The following is a 16,574-nucleotide window of genomic DNA, read 5'->3' on the forward strand; positions in this document are numbered from 1 at the left end:
CGCGACGTTATGCCGGGCGTCACTCTGATGCCCGGTTATCTGAATAAAATGCCCTCACGCTTCCCTCGCCGCCGCGGCGCTCCGGGTCAATCTCGCTCAACTGCGATTCAACGTATAAATAGCCAATACCCATAAGCTGCTGCGCGCGGCTCAACGTGCCAAAGCCGATCCGCGTCGCTTTCGCCCGTGGATTATCGCCATGGTCGAAAGGATTAAATCCGGTTTGCTGGCGTAAGGTATTTAGCCAGCTTTCGCCAAAAGCACAGCTACGCCCGTATAGCCAGATCTGGTTAATATTGAGGATATTAAGGAAGTTATAAAGGCTTAATCCGATGGCGTTCGCCGCATGTTCCACCCATGCCTGAATACGCACGTCACCCTGCCGCCATGCTTCAATCAGTCTGTCCGTGGTGAGCGTCTCCGGATCCAGCTCGGGTATGGGTTGCGTTTTCATCCACACCCTCGCCTGTTTTTTCAGCGCGCTCAGCGAGGCCACGGTTTCCAGGCAACCGTAGCGACCACAGTCGCAGGCGACGCCGTCCGGATGAATAATGGTGTGTCCTATCTGTCCACTGCCGTACAGGCTGCCGCGCCAGATGCTGTCATTGATGACAAAGGAAGAACCAATCCCATAATCGACGTTAATCACGCAGAAATCTTCATTGGCCGCCGGGTTTTGCCATTTCTCCGCCAGCGCCAGCATCACGCAGTCATTATCAAGACGAACCTGCACGCCAAGCATTTCTTCCAGGAGATATTTTATCTCTACCGGGGTTTTCCACGGCGCCTGCGGCATGGTTTTCGACGCACCGGTAATCGGGTCAACCTGACCGTGCACGCCCAGCGCCAGATTAAGGGTGATCTCAGGATAGCGCTGCTGGTACACGCGCCAGTGGCGGGCTATAGCGCTGAGCAAGTCTTTCGGCGTGGCGGCATTGATTACCTCGTGCCGCCAGTCGCCGACGGCGACCAGACGGGCGTCCGCCAGTTGGCTGGTGAGGCTGGTCGGCGTCACGTTCATACAAAGCGTCCAGGCCCCGCGTTCGGGCAGGTGAAAGCTTCCGTTGCTCAGACCACGCTGGCTCAGCGTTTCTCTGGAGTGGCAGAGCCTTCCCTCATCCACTAACTCCTGCAGAATATTGCTCACTGCCGGAATCGACAGGCCGGTCATTTGCGCCAGCTGCGACTTGCTGAGCTGTTTCTCACGCCATAAATGCGCCAGAAAGAGCTGTTTGTTTACCTGCCGGACCCGCGCATTGTTGTAGCCTAAATGGCGCATACACTTAACTCCCTTAACTATATTGCGTGAGCGTTGCGCATTTTAACGCCAGTTAACTGTACCACAATAGCCTTAAGTCGATATTTTACTTTTATTCATTGAGTGGAGGCAGCATGTACGGTTCAGTTAAGGTCTGGCAGGAAACCTTATCACTTCCGACCTGGACGGTGGGGGAAGAAGATCCAAACCCCATGTTTCTTGAAAAGCGCGTCTACCAGGGCTCTTCCGGCGCCGTGTATCCGTATGGCGTTATTGATACGCTGACCGGCAAACGTGAGATGCGTGAGTATCAGGCCGTGTGGATGGAGAACGATTTTATCCGCGTCATGCTGCTACCGGCGCTGGGTGGACGTATTCATCGCGCTTACGACAAAGTGCGGGCGCGCGATTTTGTCTATTACAACGAAGTGGTGAAACCCGCGCTGGTCGGCTTGCTGGGGCCGTGGATCTCCGGCGGCATTGAGTTTAACTGGCCGCAGCACCACCGTCCCACCACCTTTATGCCGGTGGATTTCACCGTCCAGGCGGGTGAAAACGGCGAACAAACCGTCTGGATGGGCGAGGTGGAGCCGATGCGCGGTTTGCAGGTTATGGCTGGTTTTACGCTGTATCCGGATCGCGCGCTGATTGAAATCACCGGTAAGGTATTCAACGGCAACGCGACACCGCGCCATTTTTTGTGGTGGGCTAACCCGGCGGTGAAGGGGGGGGACGATCATCAGAGCGTATTTCCGCCGGACGTGACGGCGGTATTTGACCACGGCAAGCGCGACGTTTCTGCTTTTCCGATCGCCACCGGCACCTACTATAAAGTCGATTACTCGGCGGGCGTGGATATCTCCCGCTACAAAAACGTGCCGGTTCCGACCTCCTACATGGCGGAAAAGTCAGACTATGACTTTGTCGGCGCCTGGCATCACGGTGAACGTGGTGGCCTGTTGCATGTGGCCGATCATCACGTTTCACCGGGTAAAAAACAGTGGACCTGGGGATACGGCGATTTTGGCGTCGCCTGGGATCGTAACCTGACCGATGATAACGGCCCGTATATCGAACTGATGACCGGCGTTTTCACTGATAACCAGCCGGATTTTACCTGGCTTGCGCCTTATGAAGAAAAGGTGTTCGTCCAGAACTTCCTTCCTTACAGCGAACTGGGCATGGTACAGAATGCCAGCACCGATCTGGCGCTCCGTCTGGTGCGTGAAGACGGCGCTCTGTCGGTTGGCGTTTACGCCATCGCGCCGCTGCATGAGGCGCGAGTGACGCTCAGCGCAGAGGGCGCGCCTTTTTATGAAACCACCCTGACGCTGGCGCCGGGCCAGAGCTGGATGACACGGATCGTGGAAAACGGCCCGGACCGGATCACGATGACGGTAAGCCATCCTGATGGACGGGAATGGCTGAAATACGAAGAACACATCGCCGGGGAAGTTCCCCTGCCGTCGGCAGCAACGGCGCCGGCGATGCCGGAAGCGCTCTCCAATACCGATGAGCTCTACTTTATTGGTCAGCACCTGGAGCAATACAACCATGCCAGCCGTTATGCCGAGGATTACTATCGTCGGGCGCTGGAGGTGGATCCGCTGGATTATCGCAACAACGTCGCGCTGGGTACGCTGGCGCTAAACCGCGCGGACTGGACGCTGGCGGCACAGTGTGCGAGCGCCGCGTTGGCGCGGGCGCACAAGCTCAACAAAAATCCGCGTGACGGCGAAGCCAGCATGTTGCTTGCCGCCGCGCTGGAGCGGCAGGGGAATTTCGACGCGGCATGGGATCACTACTTCAAAGCGAGCTGGAGCGGGAACTGTCGGGATGCCGCGTTCTGGTCGCTGGCGCGAATAGCGATGCGGCGGGGAAATTACGCGGACGCGCTGGACAAAGTCAATCAAAGCCTGCGCGTTAACGGTAGCAACAACCTGGCGATGGGGTTAAAGGCGCTGGTGTTGGCGAAGCTGGGCCGTGAAGCTGACGCGCTGACCTGGATCGATCAGCAGCTTCGCGATTATCCGCTCAGCTACGCGCTGCACTATGCGCGCTGGGCGGTGAGCCGCGACGAGTCAACGAAAGATGCGTTGATTGCCATCACGGGACGACGCGGTACTAACGCCTGTGAGTTGGCGGGCTGGCTGCTCTCCTGTGGTCAGCAAGACGCTGCGCGCGACGTGCTGGAGCTGTTGGATAGCCAGGAAACGCTGCCGCTGCTTTGGCGCGCATCCCTGAGCGATAACCCGCAGTCGTTGATTGATCGATCACGCGCCTGTCTGCACAACCGGGTGCGCTTCCCGAATACGCTCGACGAAGTGCAAATGCTGCAAACGCTACCGGACAGCCCGTGGGCGCAATATTTACTCGGCTGCTTCTGGTACAGCAAACGCCGTTACGATGCGGCGCTGGCCTGCTGGCAGTTCACGCTTGCGCAGGAAGCGGATTTCGCACCGGTGCATCGTCTGCTTGGCATCTACGCATGGAATAAACAGCAGGATGCCGTACTGGCGCGACAGTACCTTTCGCAGGCGGTGGCGCTGGAGCCGGACAACGCCCGCTTCCTGTTTGAACGGGATTACCTCGACAAACTGCTGGCTACCCCTGCTGCACAGCGTCTGCAACAGCTGGTCTCCCGCCAGTCCGTTGTTTTTCAGCGCGACGATCTCACTGTGGAATTGCTCAGCCTGTGGAACGGACTGGGCGATTACGAGGCGGCGGCGAAGGTCCTGCGCGAGCGGGCATTCCATCCCTGGGAAGGGGGCGAAGGGAAGGCGACCGGCCAGTACCTGATCAACCAGATGCATCGGGCGCTGGCGGCGATCGGCGAAGGCGCGTACCAGAATGCGGTTTACCTGCTGCAACAGGCGCTGAGCTATCCGCATAACCTGGGCGAGGGGCGTTTGCCGGGGCAAACGGATAATGACATTTGGTATCTGCTTGGCTACTGCGCGCAGCAACAGGGGCATCACGACGAGGCGCAGCGCTATTTTGCGCGAGCGACGCGCGGCGGCAGTTCGCTTGATGCCGGCCGCTATTATAACGATCAACCGGTGGATTACTTGTTCTGGCAGGGCATGGCGCTGAAGGCGCTGGGCGAGCATCACGCTGCGGAGCGGTTGTTCCAGAGCTTCCTGCATTGGGTTGAAACTCAGCGTGACAACGTGCCAGAGGTGGACTTCTTCGCCGTTTCGTTGCCGGATCTGGTGGTGCTTGATACGCCCGCGGCGGCGAAGCACCAACAGCACTGTCTGTTTATCACCGCGTTAGGGCATCTGGGGCTGGGCAATCTTACCGCCAGCCAGCTGGCGTTCGACGCATTATTGCAGGTGAATCCGGCGCATGACAAAGCGCTGCTCCTGCGCCACGCCATCCCCCTGGCGTTATGGAACTAAACCCTGAACCGGTGGTGGAAACACCACCGACAACCTCCTGTTCCCTGCGTTTCCCTGAAAGAGGAATCAACATGAATAATGCGCAGACACACCTGAATATCGGCTACGTCTGGACCATTTGTCTGGTTGCGGCCTGCGGCGGTTTATTGTTTGGCTATGACTGGGTGGTCATTGGTGGGGCAAAGCCCTTTTATGAAGCGTACTTTTCCATTACCGATCCGGCGCAGTCCGGCTGGGCAATGAGTTCCGCGCTGGTGGGCTGTATTTTTGGCGCGCTGATTTCCGGCTGGTGCGCCGATAAGTTCGGTCGCAAAATGCCGCTGATCCTCGCGGCCATTCTGTTCAGCGCCTCGGCATGGGGAACCGCCGTTGCCCATAATTTCGATATGTTTGTTATTTACCGCATCGTCGGCGGTATCGGGATCGGTCTGGCCTCAGCCCTGAGTCCACTGTACATCGCCGAGGTCAGTCCGGCGGAAAAGCGCGGTCGCTTTGTGGCGGTTAACCAGTTAACTATTGTGATCGGCGTGCTCGCGGCGCAGCTGATCAACCTGCTGATCGCCGAACCCGTCGCGCCAGGCGCGACGCAACAGGCCATCGTGGAAAGCTGGAACGGTCAGACCGGCTGGCGCTGGATGTTTGGCGCCGAGCTTGTTCCGGCGCTGGCGTTTCTGGTGCTGATGTTTTTTGTGCCGGAGTCGCCGCGCTGGCTGGTGAAAGCGGGGAAACCGGAGCGGGCGCGCGCGATGCTACAGCGGATTGGCAGTACGGAGTACGCCGGGCAGACGCTGAAAGAGATTGAACACTCCCTGCGTAAAGATAACCATAAAGTCGCCTGGTCGACGCTGCTACAGCCGCAGATCAAGCCGATCGTGGTTATCGGGATGGTGCTTGCGGTGTTCCAGCAGTGGTGCGGGATCAACGTGATTTTCAACTATGCCCAGGAGATCTTCGCCTCTGCGGGCTTCGACATTAACGGTACGCTGAAATCCATCGTCGCCACCGGCATCATTAACCTGGTGTTTACGCTTGCCGCGCTGCCGCTGGTCGACAAAATTGGTCGACGCAAACTGATGTTGTTTGGCGCATCCGGTCTGACTGTCATCTATGTGCTGATTGCGGGCGCGTATGGCATGGGGATCATGGGCTGGCCGGTGCTGGTTCTGGTACTGGCGGCGATCGCGATCTATGCCATGACCCTTGCCCCGGTAACCTGGGTGCTGCTTTCCGAGATTTTTCCCAACCGGGTGCGCGGTCTGGCGATGTCGCTGGGGACGCTGGCGCTGTGGATCGCCTGCTTCCTGTTGACGTATACCTTTCCGCTGCTCAATGCCGGACTCGGCGCGGCAGGCAGCTTCCTGCTCTATGGCGTGATTTGCGCGATGGGTTTTCTGTACATCCTGCGTAACGTGCCGGAGACCAAAGGCGTGACGCTGGAAGCGCTGGAAGAACAGTTGGCGGCTAAACAGCTGAAAACCAGCCCGTCGGCGCAGCAGAAAAGCGCACGTTCATGAGCACCGCGCTGACGCTGCAAAACGCGCATCTGCGGATGCGCGTGGATCCGCAAGGAGGCAGGCTGCTGACGCTGTTTTCGTTACCACATCAGCAGCCAGTATTGTATACAGGCGACGGCGCGGGTGGGCTATTTCCCATGTTGCCGGTGGCTAACCGTGTGGCGGGAAACCGTTTTTCCCAGCGCGACGGCGACGTTCAACTGCCCTTGCATGATGCTGACCCCACGTTCTGGCTGCACGGAGACGGCTGGCGTCAACGCTGGGAGGTGGCCGACGCTGGCGATCAGCACTGCGTTTTGCGTCTGCGAAGCCAGCACCCCTGCGGCTACGATTATTGGGCCACCTTGCGTTACGCTCTCGACGGCGCAACGCTGGCGGCGCAGCTCTCGATAACCCATCAGGGTCAGCGACCGATGCTTTACGGCTGTGGGTTTCATCCCTGGTTTGCTTTTGACGCGCAAAGTACAGCGCAGTTTTCCGCCAGCGGCTACTGGCCGGAAGGGGAACAGCACCTGCCGTTGGCCTGGCGCAGCGACATTCCGCCAGAAGCGGATTTCAGCCGGGCGCATAATGGCGCGGATCGCTGGCTGAATGTGGGCTATTCCGGCTGGGGAGGACGGGCGGTCATCCGACATGGCGTGATGAAGATCACGCTTTCAGCGCAAACTCCCTGGCTGATGCTGTTCAGAATGCCGGGTCGGTCATTCCTCTGCCTTGAGCCGCAGTCGCATCCGGTTAACGCCCACCACATGCCGGGGCAGCCGGGATTACGTGTATTAAGTGCGGGAGAAGCGTGCCGTTTTGCCCTGCAAATCCGCGTTGATTAAGGCAAAAAAGAGGTTATCCCGCTGTTAATGTTCACTTGCGTCAGCCTGCGTTTATCGCCAGACTATCGCCTCCAAACGGGAGGGAATCATGGTCTTGCACTCCACGCGCTGGCTGGCGCTCGGTTACTTCACCTATTTTTTTAGCTACGGTATTTTCTTACCTTTCTGGAGCGTCTGGCTTAATGGCGCCGGGTTAACCCCCGAAACCATCGGTTTGCTGCTGGGCGCCGGACTGATCGCCCGTTTTCTTGGCAGCCTGTTGATTGCCCCCCGGGTCAGCGACCCGTCGCGGTTGATTTCAGCGCTGCGCATCCTGGCGCTGCTGACGCTGGTGTTCGCGCTGGCATTCTGGGCGGGCGCCCACGTGGCGTGGCTGATGGTCGTGATGGTCGGCTTTAACCTTTTTTTCTCCCCGCTGGTGCCGTTAACCGATGCGCTGGCAAACACCTGGCAAAAACAGATCACGATGGACTATGGCCGGGTGCGTCTGTGGGGGTCAGTCGCCTTTGTGATCGGCTCGGCGCTAACCGGTAAGCTCGTAAGTCTGTTTGATTATCGGGCGATTCTGGTAATGCTCACCCTGGGGATTGCATCCATGCTGCTCGGTATGCTGCTGCGTCCGAGCGTGCCGCCGCAGGGAGAAAGCCGCCAGCAGGAGAGCGCCGGATGGCCAGCGTGGCGAGCGTTGGTGACCCAGAGCTGGCGCTTTCTGGCCTGCGTCTGCCTGCTGCAAGGGGCGCATGCCGCTTATTACGGCTTTAGCGCGATTTACTGGCAGGGGGCCGGGTATTCGGCCTCGGCGGTAGGGTATTTGTGGTCGCTTGGCGTCGTGGCGGAAGTTGTCATCTTCGCGCTTAGCAAAAAGCTGTTCCGCCGCTTCAGCGCCCGCGACCTGTTGCTGCTTTCCGCCGTCTGCGGCGTGATTCGCTGGGCGCTGATGGGCTGGACCACCGCGCTGCCGTGGTTGATTGTGGCGCAGATCCTGCACTGCGGCACGTTTACCGTATGTCACCTGGCCGCGATGCGCTATATCGCCGCGCGGCAGGGGAGTGAAGTGATTCGCCTGCAGGCGGTCTATTCCGCGGTGGCGATGGGCGGCAGTATCGCCATCATGACGGTCTTTGCCGGATTCCTCTATCAGCATCTGGGCAACGGCGTGTTCTGGGTGATGGCGCTGGTGGCTCTGCCCGCGATGGCGCTGCGGCCAAAAGTAACGGCTTCAGCCTGACTCCAGCATTTTGCGGATCTGCTGTTGCTGGTGCGGCGTTAACGCCTCCGCCGCGTGTATCAGCGGCGGTGAAAACAGGGGCAGCGGCGTGGTGTAAGGCGTGACGATCAGCGCGACGCCGCGCGGCGACCCTTCCTGCTGAAATGTCCGCATCGGCACCGGTTTGATATTTAACGGCAGTAGCGTCAGTTCGCGAAGCTGCTGTTCTATCTGCTGCTCCAGCATGCGGTTATCGCCGGTCAGTAAGAGGATCTGCTTTTCGTGTAGATCATTTTCCTGCATCAACCACGCGCCGAAAATCACCGCCACCAGACCCGTCTCTTCTTCGGAAAACGCAACGCCGTATTCCTCTTCAAAACCGCGCAGAGCCTCGCGGGTGGTGCGCATCAGGCGCGGATAAAGACGCGCGAATTCATCCGGCAGGGTGTTATCAATACCGATCGAGAACAGACTGCGGTTCAGCGCCTGGGCAAGATGAATGTATAACTGATCGTTCAGCCCTTGTTCATCGTTGAACCGCACCGCGCCCAGTTCGCGAAAGCGCAGCACCAGACGGGCGATGGCCAGCCGTAGCCGCCGGTTTTGCTGATGGTTGTCGCGGATCGGATCGGGCAGGCGCACCATCGAAAACAGCAGCGCCATAAACAGCGACTCCGTGAGCGGCGCATCCTGTCGCACGCGTCGCTGCCAGTGGCGCCCAATTTCCTGGGCGAGCTGATATTCGGCGCAGGTTTGCACCCAGCGCTGCTGGATCGGATTAAATTCCGGCGCAATGCCCGCGTGATGTTGCAAAAGGCAATACTGCAAATAGAGGCGTAAAAACTGCACGTCGCGACTCTCGAACGGCTTTTGCAGACGGCGGGCGCAGAGGTTGATCAGCGCGTGAAGGTTGGTGTCATCGTAGAGCGTGCGCAGGATCCCCCGCTGCTTTAGCTCGCGCTTGAGGGCGGGCGAGAAGTGCTGGGAAATAAAATTGGGGCATAACCGTAAGCCGCGTCTCAGCCAGTGCAGCAGGCAGAGGCGCTGATCGAGCGCTGTACCTTCGATCCGGTAGCAACCGTCAGGGCCAGAAATGATGCTCAGTCGATGATAGCGCTGGATCTCGCGTCCCGTTTCGGTGACATCTTCGCGGGCAAGCCCATCATCGACGCCATTAAGCGCGCTGAATGTTTCCGCGGTGGCAATTTGCCCTGGCTGGAAAAGCGTCAGCAAAACCTGGCAACGGCGCTGGGGAGCAGAAAGTACAGATGGCGGAGCAAGCGTTGGCATCATCTGTCGAACCTCCCGAATGTATGTTTGATAAGAATAGCTAAAGTTTTTCCATAATAATTACGAATGAAATGCTTTAGGTCAGGATTGCTGAGGAAGGTCACAGAATTTTTCACGTACAGGGCGTCAGGAAGGAGTGAAACGCAGCGCCTGAAGCGCATTTTTTGCTTTTTTATCGTTCGGTTGTCTGAAAGACGCCCCGCCGATGCCGGCGGAGCGGGAAACGCTAACGCGTCTGGCGTAACGTTAATCCAACGTCGCCACCGGGATGCACCGACAACAGCGTCTCTTTTGAGTAACCACTTTCGCTCATCAGGCAGGCGCAGGCGGCGTCGAAAATGGCGATGACCAGCATAATCGAAGTGGTCGCCAGCATGTTTAGCGGGTCGGCCTCACGCTTAACACCTGTTGAAATCACCAGCCGGGCGGCGCGGGCGATGGCGGAGTCAGCGTTTTCGGTGACGCTGATAATCGGTACATTTTTCGCCGCGAGTCCTGGCAGCAGGCGCGTTAGCTCATCTGAGTTCCCGCCGCGAGAGATCATAATGACCAGATCGTCCGCGTCCAAAAAACCCAGGTCGCCGTGCGCGGCGTCGGTGGCGTTAAGGTAGATCGCCGGACGTTCAACGCAGGCCAGCATATGGGCGATTTTTCGCGCTGCGATGCCGGAGGTGCCGACGCCCGTGACGGCGATTTTCCCCCGGCAAGTGCGTAGCGCCGCCATTAACGCCTGCCACTGCGCCTCGCTCAGATGATCGGCCAGTCCGGCCAGCGCCTCGCTATACAGCGTCCAGGTGGCGGTGGCCTGTTGCCATGCGCGGTTCATGACGCCGCCTGCATCAGTTGGCGGTACTTCATATGATCCTGATACATTTCATGAAACACCTGATATTTACGGTCGTAATACTGTTTGATGCGGTTGGTCTGCGGGGTCACCGTTTTGCCAATCCGGCTCATCGCCGACATCGCTTCCGGGAAGCTCTCAAAAACGCCCGCCGCGATCGTGCCCATCATGGCGCCGCCCAACAGCATCGCCTCGCTCTCTTCCGGCAGCAGCATCGCGCAGCCGGTGGCGTTAGCGTGTTCCTGCACGAAGACGGGATTCTTGGTGCCGCCACCGCTGGCCATAATGGTGTCGATACTGTAACCGCTCTGGTTCATGGTCTCGATGATATGGCGTGTCCCCAACGCGATGGCCTGAATGGTGGCCAGATACTGTAGCGCCATATCTTCCGGAGTCCGCGATAGTTTCAGCCCGCTTATCGCCCCGGTGAGGGTGGGGTTGGCGCGCGGCGAACGGTTACCGTGGAAGTAGGGGAGAATATGTATATCGCGGGTTAAAAAGGCGATGTTCTCCGGCTCGCCCGCCATTTTTCGCAGCAGCGCGTTGAGCACTTCATAGATAGTTTGGTCCTGCGACGTAGCCTGCGCCAGCAGCGTTTCGTAGCACGGATGTGACTGAATAATATGATCGATTAACGCGCCGGTGGCGGATTGTCCGCCTTCGTTAAGCCAGTATTCCGGTAGCACCGCTGAGTAGTACGGTCCCCAGACGCCGCTGATAAAGCGCGGTTCTTTAGAGATCGCCATATGGCCGGTCGAGGTGCCGCCAATCAGGGCGATCCGGCGATCGAAATCGGCCACATCGCCCGACACGCCGCTGGCGCCCAGGGTGCCGAGCGTACCGGCATGGGCGTCGATGATCGACACGCTCACCGCCGTGCCCGGAATCAGTCCCATTTCGCTGGCGGCGCGCTGGCTCAGACCGTGACCCAACGGTTCGCCCATCGTTTTAACATAGCGGCCAATTTTGGCGGCATCGTGTTCCAGCAGATCTTCAAGGCCAATTTCGCGGAAGTAGCTGGCATCCCATTTGTCCTCGTGGCCCATATAGGTCCACTTGCAGACCGTGGAGCACAATGAACGGGTGTCGTCGCCGGTGGCGCGCCAGGTCAGGAAATCAGGCAAATCAAAATAATAGCCCGCGTTGGCCCAGGTGTTCGGCATGTGCTGTTTCAGCCACAGCAGCTTTGGGGTCTGCATTTCCGGTGAGATAATACCGCCAACGTAGTCCAGCACGCGGTGGTGCAGGGCGTTGATGCGTTCCGCCTGGGTGATGGCGCGGTGATCCATCCAGACAATAATATTCTGCTCGCTGCGCCCCGACGGGCTAACGGTCAGCGGTTGTCCCTCTTTGTCGAGCACCACCAACGAACAGGTCGCGTCAAAGCCTAACCCCTTGACCTGAATAGGGTTGATATCTGACTGATTAATGGCATCGCGAACGGCGTTGCACACCGCCTGCCAGATATTGTCTGACGACTGTTCGACGAAATCGGCCTGCGGACGATAAATCTCAATCGCACGGCTGGCTTGTCCAACCATTCTGCCGTTGAGATCAAACACCCCTGCGCGGGCGCTACCGGTTCCTACATCCACACCAATAAAATAACTCGCCATCATTTTTCTCCTGAAATCAGGCTTTACGATTCTGTAATGCGATAAAGAGGATGAGCACCGCGCCCCAGAGCGCCATGGTCAGATAGCTACTGATCCCCAGCAAATTAAAGCCGCTCTCCAGCATTTGCAGCACCACCAGCGCCAGCACCAGGCCGATAATGCGCCCAAAGCCGCCGTCCGGGTTAATGCCGCCCAGCACTGAGGCGAGAATGGTCACCAGCAGGTACGACTCGCCGTAGCCGGCTTTCGCCGAATTGAACTTGGCCATCATCAAGATGGCCGCCACCCAGCCGAGCAGAGCGGAAATGACATAGACGGAGATTTGCACCCGCACTGTATTCACGCCGCTGTAGCGGGTCGCCTGCTCGTTGGAGCCCATCAGATAAAGGCTGCGCCCCAACGTGGTGTGCTCCAGCAAAACCCATAGCAGGACGGCAACCAGCAGGAACAGCAGCAGGGCGACGGGAATACCGGCGACAGTGGCGTTACCGAGATACTGAATCGCTGTCGGGAAACCAGAAATCACCGTGCCGTTGGAAAGTAGAATGTTCAACCCGGAGATCAGCGTCATGGTACCGAGCGTCGCCAGGATGGGTGAGACGCCGACCCAGGCGATGAGCGCCCCGTTTACGACACCGATCGCTACGGCCACCGCTGCGCCCGCCAGCAGCGCCAGCGCCAGAAACAGCGGGTTATCCGGTTGACTGACGATGATCGCCGCCATGACCAGCGAACAGGCGTTAGCGCCCGCGATAATCGACAGGTTGATGCCGCCAGTAAGCATGGTCATCCCCATGCCGAGCGCCAGCATACCGAGGATCGGCAACTGCGAGCCGATGGACTGGAAATTGGCGGCGCTGAAAAAACGGCTTCCCAGCAGCGCGGAAAAGATCACGGCAACGACAATAATAATGACGCACTGCAGGCGGATGATGGCATCACCGGGTAAAACGCGTGCTATCGTTTTCATCTTAGAGCTCCCTTGCCAGTTTGCGTTTTTCGTTCCAGGCCGTCGCGCTGATGCTGACCAGGATGATGGCGCCGCTGAAAACGGTGTGCCAGTAAGATGAGACGCCCAGCAGCGTCAGGCCGTTTTGCAAAAAGGCCAACAGGATCACCCCGAGCAGCGTACCGGTCAGCGTGCCGCGTCCGCCGCTCATGCTGGTGCCGCCGAGCACTACTGCCGCCAGCACAGTGAGTTCGAAACCGAGCAGCGAGTTTGGCGCTACCGACTGGGTGATTTGCGCCTGCACCACCGCCGCGACGCCCGCCAGAATTCCCATGTAGCCGTAAACGTAGAAATGCAGCTTCAGCAGATTCATACCGAGGCGCGAGGCCGCGTCGCGGTTGCCGCCCATCGCGTAAATTTGTCGGCCCAGGCGGGTAAAGTTCATCAGCACGGCGGTAAAGACAATCACTGCCGCCAGGCACAACAATGGCAGGGTTAGCCCGTAGTCATAACCGTCGGCGGCGGTGAACGAAAACCAGTTAATGCCGTTCATAAACCAGTCCGGGAAGCCGTACAGCCAGGTGCCTTTGGTGGCGTAAACCAGCAGACCGTAATAGACGTTAAGCGTGGCGATGGTAATGATGATCGCCGGTACGCGCAGCCAGTAAACGAGAAAGCCGTTGAGCAAGCCGAGCAGCAGCCCGACGACGCAGGCCAGCGCCAGGGCCAGCAGGAAGTTGCCGCCGTGGGCAATAACCCAGCTTGCCATCGCATACTGCGCAATGGCGGTCATCGCCGGAAACGAAATATCGATACCGCCGGAGATCAGCACCACAAACAGCCCGCAGGCGAGGATGCCGAGGATCGCGTAGCTGGTGGCGACATCCGTCAGGTTACCTAACGACAGAAATTCATCGGTTTTGATGCTCAGCCCGACCGCCAGCGCAATCACCAGCAGGCCGAGCCAAAATTCATGGTGTCCCGCTAAGCGGGAGAGACGATTATTATTCATGGATGACCTCTACCACCTCGGCAATATCCTGTTCAGAGCAGCGATGCGGGTTAAACTCCGCCACCAACTTTCCGCGACGCATCACCAGCACGCGATGGCTGTTGTAATAGGCTTCCGGGATCTCATCGCAAATCATCAGCACCGCCATTCCCTGCTCCGCCAGGTCTCGGGCGATCTGGTAGATCCCTTCTTTATTGGCGATATCCACGCCCACGGTGGGTGAATCGAGGATCAGAATCCGTGGGCTGGTCGCCACCCATTTGGCAATGGCGATACGCTGGGCGTTTCCGCCGGACAGCGTTTTTACCGGCAGTTGCGGATCGGAAACCTTAATGTTCAGTTCACGGATCAGTCCGGCGACCTGTTTTTGCGCGTGGCGATGGTCCAGCAGACCGCTGCGCGTATGCAGTTTGTCGTAAACCGTGACGATGGTGTTGTCATAGATCGACTGATCCATGATAAGCCCTTGCGTCAGGCGATCCTCCGAGACATAGCCGATCCCATGCCGGATAGCATCCTGGTTATTACGCAGCCGGACCGGCTGACCGTTGATCCGAATTTCACCGCTTTCCGGCTGGGTCATGCCAAACAGGCTCAGGCACAGCTCGGTGCGCCCGGCGCCCAGTAACCCGACAATCGACACGATTTCGCCGCTGCGCAGCGACAAATTGATGTCCTGATATTTTCCACGACGGCTCAGGTTGCGTAGCTCAAGCAGGGGTTCTTGCTCAGGCGACGGTTTTTCCGGGAGCGGGCTGTAATGAAAGCGCTGGCCGGTCATCAGGAACGCCAGCTCGTGGCTGTCGAGCTCGCTTGCCGGATACGTGCCCACCAGCTTGCCGTCACGCATGACGCTGATGCGGTCCGCCACTTCCATCACTTCATCAAGCCGGTGGCTGACAAACACCACGCAGATGCCATCTGCCTTAAGTTCGTTTACCACCCGCAGCAGGCCGTTAACCTCCTGGCGGGTCAACGAAGCGGTAGGTTCATCCATAATGACCAGCCGCGCTTCGGCGGCAATGGCGCGGCAAATAGCCACCAGTTGGCGGTCGGCAATCGACAGCTTTTCGACTTTTTTGTCCGGATCGATGGATACGCCAATGCGCCGCATTGCCGCCAGCGCCTGTTGTTTCATTGCGCCGCGGCGTACCCAGATATCGCCGCCGGGTAGGTAGCGGTTGACGGCAATGTTCTCTGCCACGCTGAAGTTGGGGAACAGGGATAAATCCTGATAGATCACCTGGATGCCATAATGTGAAGAGAGCTGCGGAGAAAGATGGTGGAACAGTTTTCCATCCAACTGGATCTGCGCCCCTTTTTCCGGCTGATAAACGCCCGAAATCACTTTAATGATGGTGCTTTTTCCGCAGCCGTTCTGTCCTGCCAGGCAGTGAACTTCGCCTTTTTTCAGCGTCAGATTCACGTTATCCAGCGCCAGCACGCCCGGGAATTGCTTGCTGATATTCTCAAGAGTGATAAATGCGGTGGTGTCTGTCATGGACAATACCCCTGCGAGCGCCCCGAAGGGCGCTAAGTGTTAATTTTTATTGATAGCGCCGTTCAGACGAACGGCGTTGGGTTTCCCTGGTGTTGGCAAAAAGCCTTAGAAACCGAGCGATTGTGCGTTGTCTTTGGTGACTTCGAGGATCTTATTAAAGCGAATCACTTTCTTTTCCATGTCGACATCGGCTTTCCCTAAACCGTCGATGGTCAGATCCGGCGTCACCTCTTTGCCCTGCAGCAGTTGATCGGCGACCGTGACCAGCGCGTAACCAGCGTCTTTCGGATCCCACAACATCGCTTTCTTGATATCACCGCGCATCAGATACGGCGCGGCCTGTGCTGGCATCGCGATCCCAACCACGGCGATTTTATCTTTCGCCCGTTTTTTCTGTACCGCCTGGCCTGCGCCGATCGGACCCAGCGAGCCAAACCCGATAACGCCTTTCATCTGCGGGTAGGTTTTCATCAGATCCAGCGTTGTGGCGTAGGATTTATCGATGCTCTCCGCTACCGGCAGGCGCGAAGTCACTTCAAACATGTCAGGGTATTTTTCTTTCTGGTACTTAATGGCGTAGTCGGCCCAGGCGTTGTGCAACGGTACGGTCAGCGAACCAACGTAAATGGCGTAGCCGCCTTTTCCACCCATGTTTTTCGCCAGTTCGTCAACGTTCGCCTGCGCGTACTTCTCGCTGTCGATGGTTTCAATATCCCACTGACCGATCTGCTGGTCAGGTGACTCGTGGGTCAGGACGACAATCCCCTTATCGCGCGCTTTCTTCAGAACCGGCTCAAGGACTTTCGCGTCATTCGGGACCACAATGATCGCGTTCACGTTCTTGGCAATCAGATCTTCAATCACTTTCACTTGCTGCGCCGGATCGGGCGTTGACGGACCGGTCTGGTAAGCGTTGACGTCGAGCTTCTTCGCCGCTTCATTGACGCCGGTTTCCATGCGGTTGAACCATGGAATCCCCGTCACTTTTGCAACCACAGCGATTTCATATTTTTCTGCCGCAAAGGACGTGCCGGACAACATGCATGCAGAAACCAGAGTGGCACTGAGTAATGCGAGTTTGAATTTCATTGTTGTTCCTTTTGTAGGGACCAGAGCATGTCACGCCACGAGATTAGCAACGAAGGGAAGAGGCAA

At 58.1% G+C, this 16,574-nt stretch carries 11 protein-coding genes and 1 pseudogene; 4 read left to right on the forward strand and 8 right to left on the reverse strand.

Annotation, left to right across the window (positions count from 1 at the left end):
* Nucleotides 1–97 precede the first annotated feature (97 nt).
* A pseudogene (locus tag APU02_RS15135) lies at nucleotides 98–1,279 on the reverse strand (ROK family transcriptional regulator); the annotation flags it as partial.
* Nucleotides 1,280–1,392: 113 nt separating this feature from the next.
* On the opposite strand from APU02_RS15135, the gene APU02_RS15140 reads away from it, so the two are divergent.
* From APU02_RS15140 to APU02_RS15155, 4 genes are all read left to right on the forward strand, one after another.
* On the forward strand, nucleotides 1,393–4,659 hold the full coding sequence (locus tag APU02_RS15140) for a DUF5107 domain-containing protein (protein WP_060570483.1): 3,267 nt from the start codon (nucleotides 1,393–1,395) through the stop codon (nucleotides 4,657–4,659).
* 71 nt (nucleotides 4,660–4,730) lie between these two features.
* Nucleotides 4,731–6,173: a sugar porter family MFS transporter gene (locus APU02_RS15145; RefSeq protein WP_060570484.1), complete on the forward strand. Its 1,443-nt coding sequence runs from the start codon at nucleotides 4,731–4,733 to the stop codon at nucleotides 6,171–6,173.
* Nucleotides 6,170–7,000, forward strand: a complete 831-nt coding sequence (locus APU02_RS15150; RefSeq protein ID WP_060570485.1) for an aldose 1-epimerase — start codon at nucleotides 6,170–6,172, stop codon at nucleotides 6,998–7,000. The genes APU02_RS15145 and APU02_RS15150 overlap by 4 nt, the downstream gene beginning before the upstream one ends.
* Before the next feature lie 88 nt (nucleotides 7,001–7,088).
* A complete protein-coding gene (locus APU02_RS15155; protein WP_042291457.1) occupies nucleotides 7,089–8,228 on the forward strand; it encodes a 3-phenylpropionate MFS transporter in 1,140 nt (379 codons plus the stop codon).
* Here the strand turns inward: APU02_RS15155 and csiE are convergent.
* From csiE to APU02_RS15190, 7 genes are all read right to left on the reverse strand, one after another.
* Complete coding sequence (gene csiE, locus APU02_RS15160) at nucleotides 8,220–9,500, reverse strand: stationary phase inducible protein CsiE (RefSeq protein ID WP_060570486.1); 1,281 nt, start codon at nucleotides 9,498–9,500, stop codon at nucleotides 8,220–8,222. The genes APU02_RS15155 and csiE overlap by 9 nt on opposite strands.
* Before the next feature lie 223 nt (nucleotides 9,501–9,723).
* A complete protein-coding gene (locus APU02_RS15165) occupies nucleotides 9,724–10,323 on the reverse strand; it encodes an SIS domain-containing protein (RefSeq protein ID WP_060570488.1) in 600 nt (199 codons plus the stop codon).
* Nucleotides 10,320–11,957 (reverse strand): FGGY-family carbohydrate kinase, encoded by a 1,638-nt coding sequence (locus tag APU02_RS15170; RefSeq protein WP_042291448.1) that lies wholly within the window; start codon nucleotides 11,955–11,957, stop codon nucleotides 10,320–10,322. Before APU02_RS15170 ends, APU02_RS15165 begins: the two co-directional genes overlap by 4 nt.
* Nucleotides 11,958–11,973: 16 nt before the next feature.
* On the reverse strand, nucleotides 11,974–12,927 hold the full coding sequence (locus tag APU02_RS15175) for an ABC transporter permease (protein WP_060570489.1): 954 nt from the start codon (nucleotides 12,925–12,927) through the stop codon (nucleotides 11,974–11,976).
* A gap of 1 nt (nucleotide 12,928) precedes the next feature.
* Nucleotides 12,929–13,918 (reverse strand): ABC transporter permease, encoded by a 990-nt coding sequence (locus tag APU02_RS15180; RefSeq protein WP_042291441.1) that lies wholly within the window; start codon nucleotides 13,916–13,918, stop codon nucleotides 12,929–12,931.
* A complete protein-coding gene (locus APU02_RS15185; RefSeq protein WP_060570491.1) occupies nucleotides 13,911–15,419 on the reverse strand; it encodes a sugar ABC transporter ATP-binding protein in 1,509 nt (502 codons plus the stop codon). The genes APU02_RS15180 and APU02_RS15185 overlap by 8 nt, the downstream gene beginning before the upstream one ends.
* Before the next feature lie 105 nt (nucleotides 15,420–15,524).
* Complete coding sequence (locus APU02_RS15190) at nucleotides 15,525–16,508, reverse strand: autoinducer 2 ABC transporter substrate-binding protein (RefSeq protein WP_060570492.1); 984 nt, start codon at nucleotides 16,506–16,508, stop codon at nucleotides 15,525–15,527.
* Nucleotides 16,509–16,574 lie beyond the last annotated feature (66 nt).

The sequence above is a fragment of the Citrobacter sp. 50677481 genome (genome assembly GCF_001463265.1).
Classification (GTDB): Bacteria; Pseudomonadota; Gammaproteobacteria; order Enterobacterales; family Enterobacteriaceae; genus Citrobacter_A; species Citrobacter_A sedlakii.

What these genes read in the sequence shown, in the direction of transcription:
- APU02_RS15175 (WP_060570489.1), bottom strand. Translation starts at nt 12,927, where the DNA reads ATGAAAACGATAGCACGCGTTTTACCCGGTGATGCCATCATCCGCCTG.
- APU02_RS15145 (WP_060570484.1), top strand. Translation starts at nt 4,731, where the DNA reads ATGAATAATGCGCAGACACACCTGAATATCGGCTACGTCTGGACCATT.
- APU02_RS15190 (WP_060570492.1), bottom strand. Translation starts at nt 16,508, where the DNA reads ATGAAATTCAAACTCGCATTACTCAGTGCCACTCTGGTTTCTGCATGC.
- APU02_RS15185 (WP_060570491.1), bottom strand. Translation starts at nt 15,419, where the DNA reads ATGACAGACACCACCGCATTTATCACTCTTGAGAATATCAGCAAGCAA.
- APU02_RS15165 (WP_060570488.1), bottom strand. Translation starts at nt 10,323, where the DNA reads ATGAACCGCGCATGGCAACAGGCCACCGCCACCTGGACGCTGTATAGC.
- APU02_RS15170 (WP_042291448.1), bottom strand. Translation starts at nt 11,957, where the DNA reads ATGGCGAGTTATTTTATTGGTGTGGATGTAGGAACCGGTAGCGCCCGC.
- APU02_RS15140 (WP_060570483.1), top strand. Translation starts at nt 1,393, where the DNA reads ATGTACGGTTCAGTTAAGGTCTGGCAGGAAACCTTATCACTTCCGACC.
- APU02_RS15150 (WP_060570485.1), top strand. Translation starts at nt 6,170, where the DNA reads ATGAGCACCGCGCTGACGCTGCAAAACGCGCATCTGCGGATGCGCGTG.
- APU02_RS15180 (WP_042291441.1), bottom strand. Translation starts at nt 13,918, where the DNA reads ATGAATAATAATCGTCTCTCCCGCTTAGCGGGACACCATGAATTTTGG.
- APU02_RS15155 (WP_042291457.1), top strand. Translation starts at nt 7,089, where the DNA reads ATGGTCTTGCACTCCACGCGCTGGCTGGCGCTCGGTTACTTCACCTAT.
- csiE (WP_060570486.1), bottom strand. Translation starts at nt 9,500, where the DNA reads ATGATGCCAACGCTTGCTCCGCCATCTGTACTTTCTGCTCCCCAGCGC.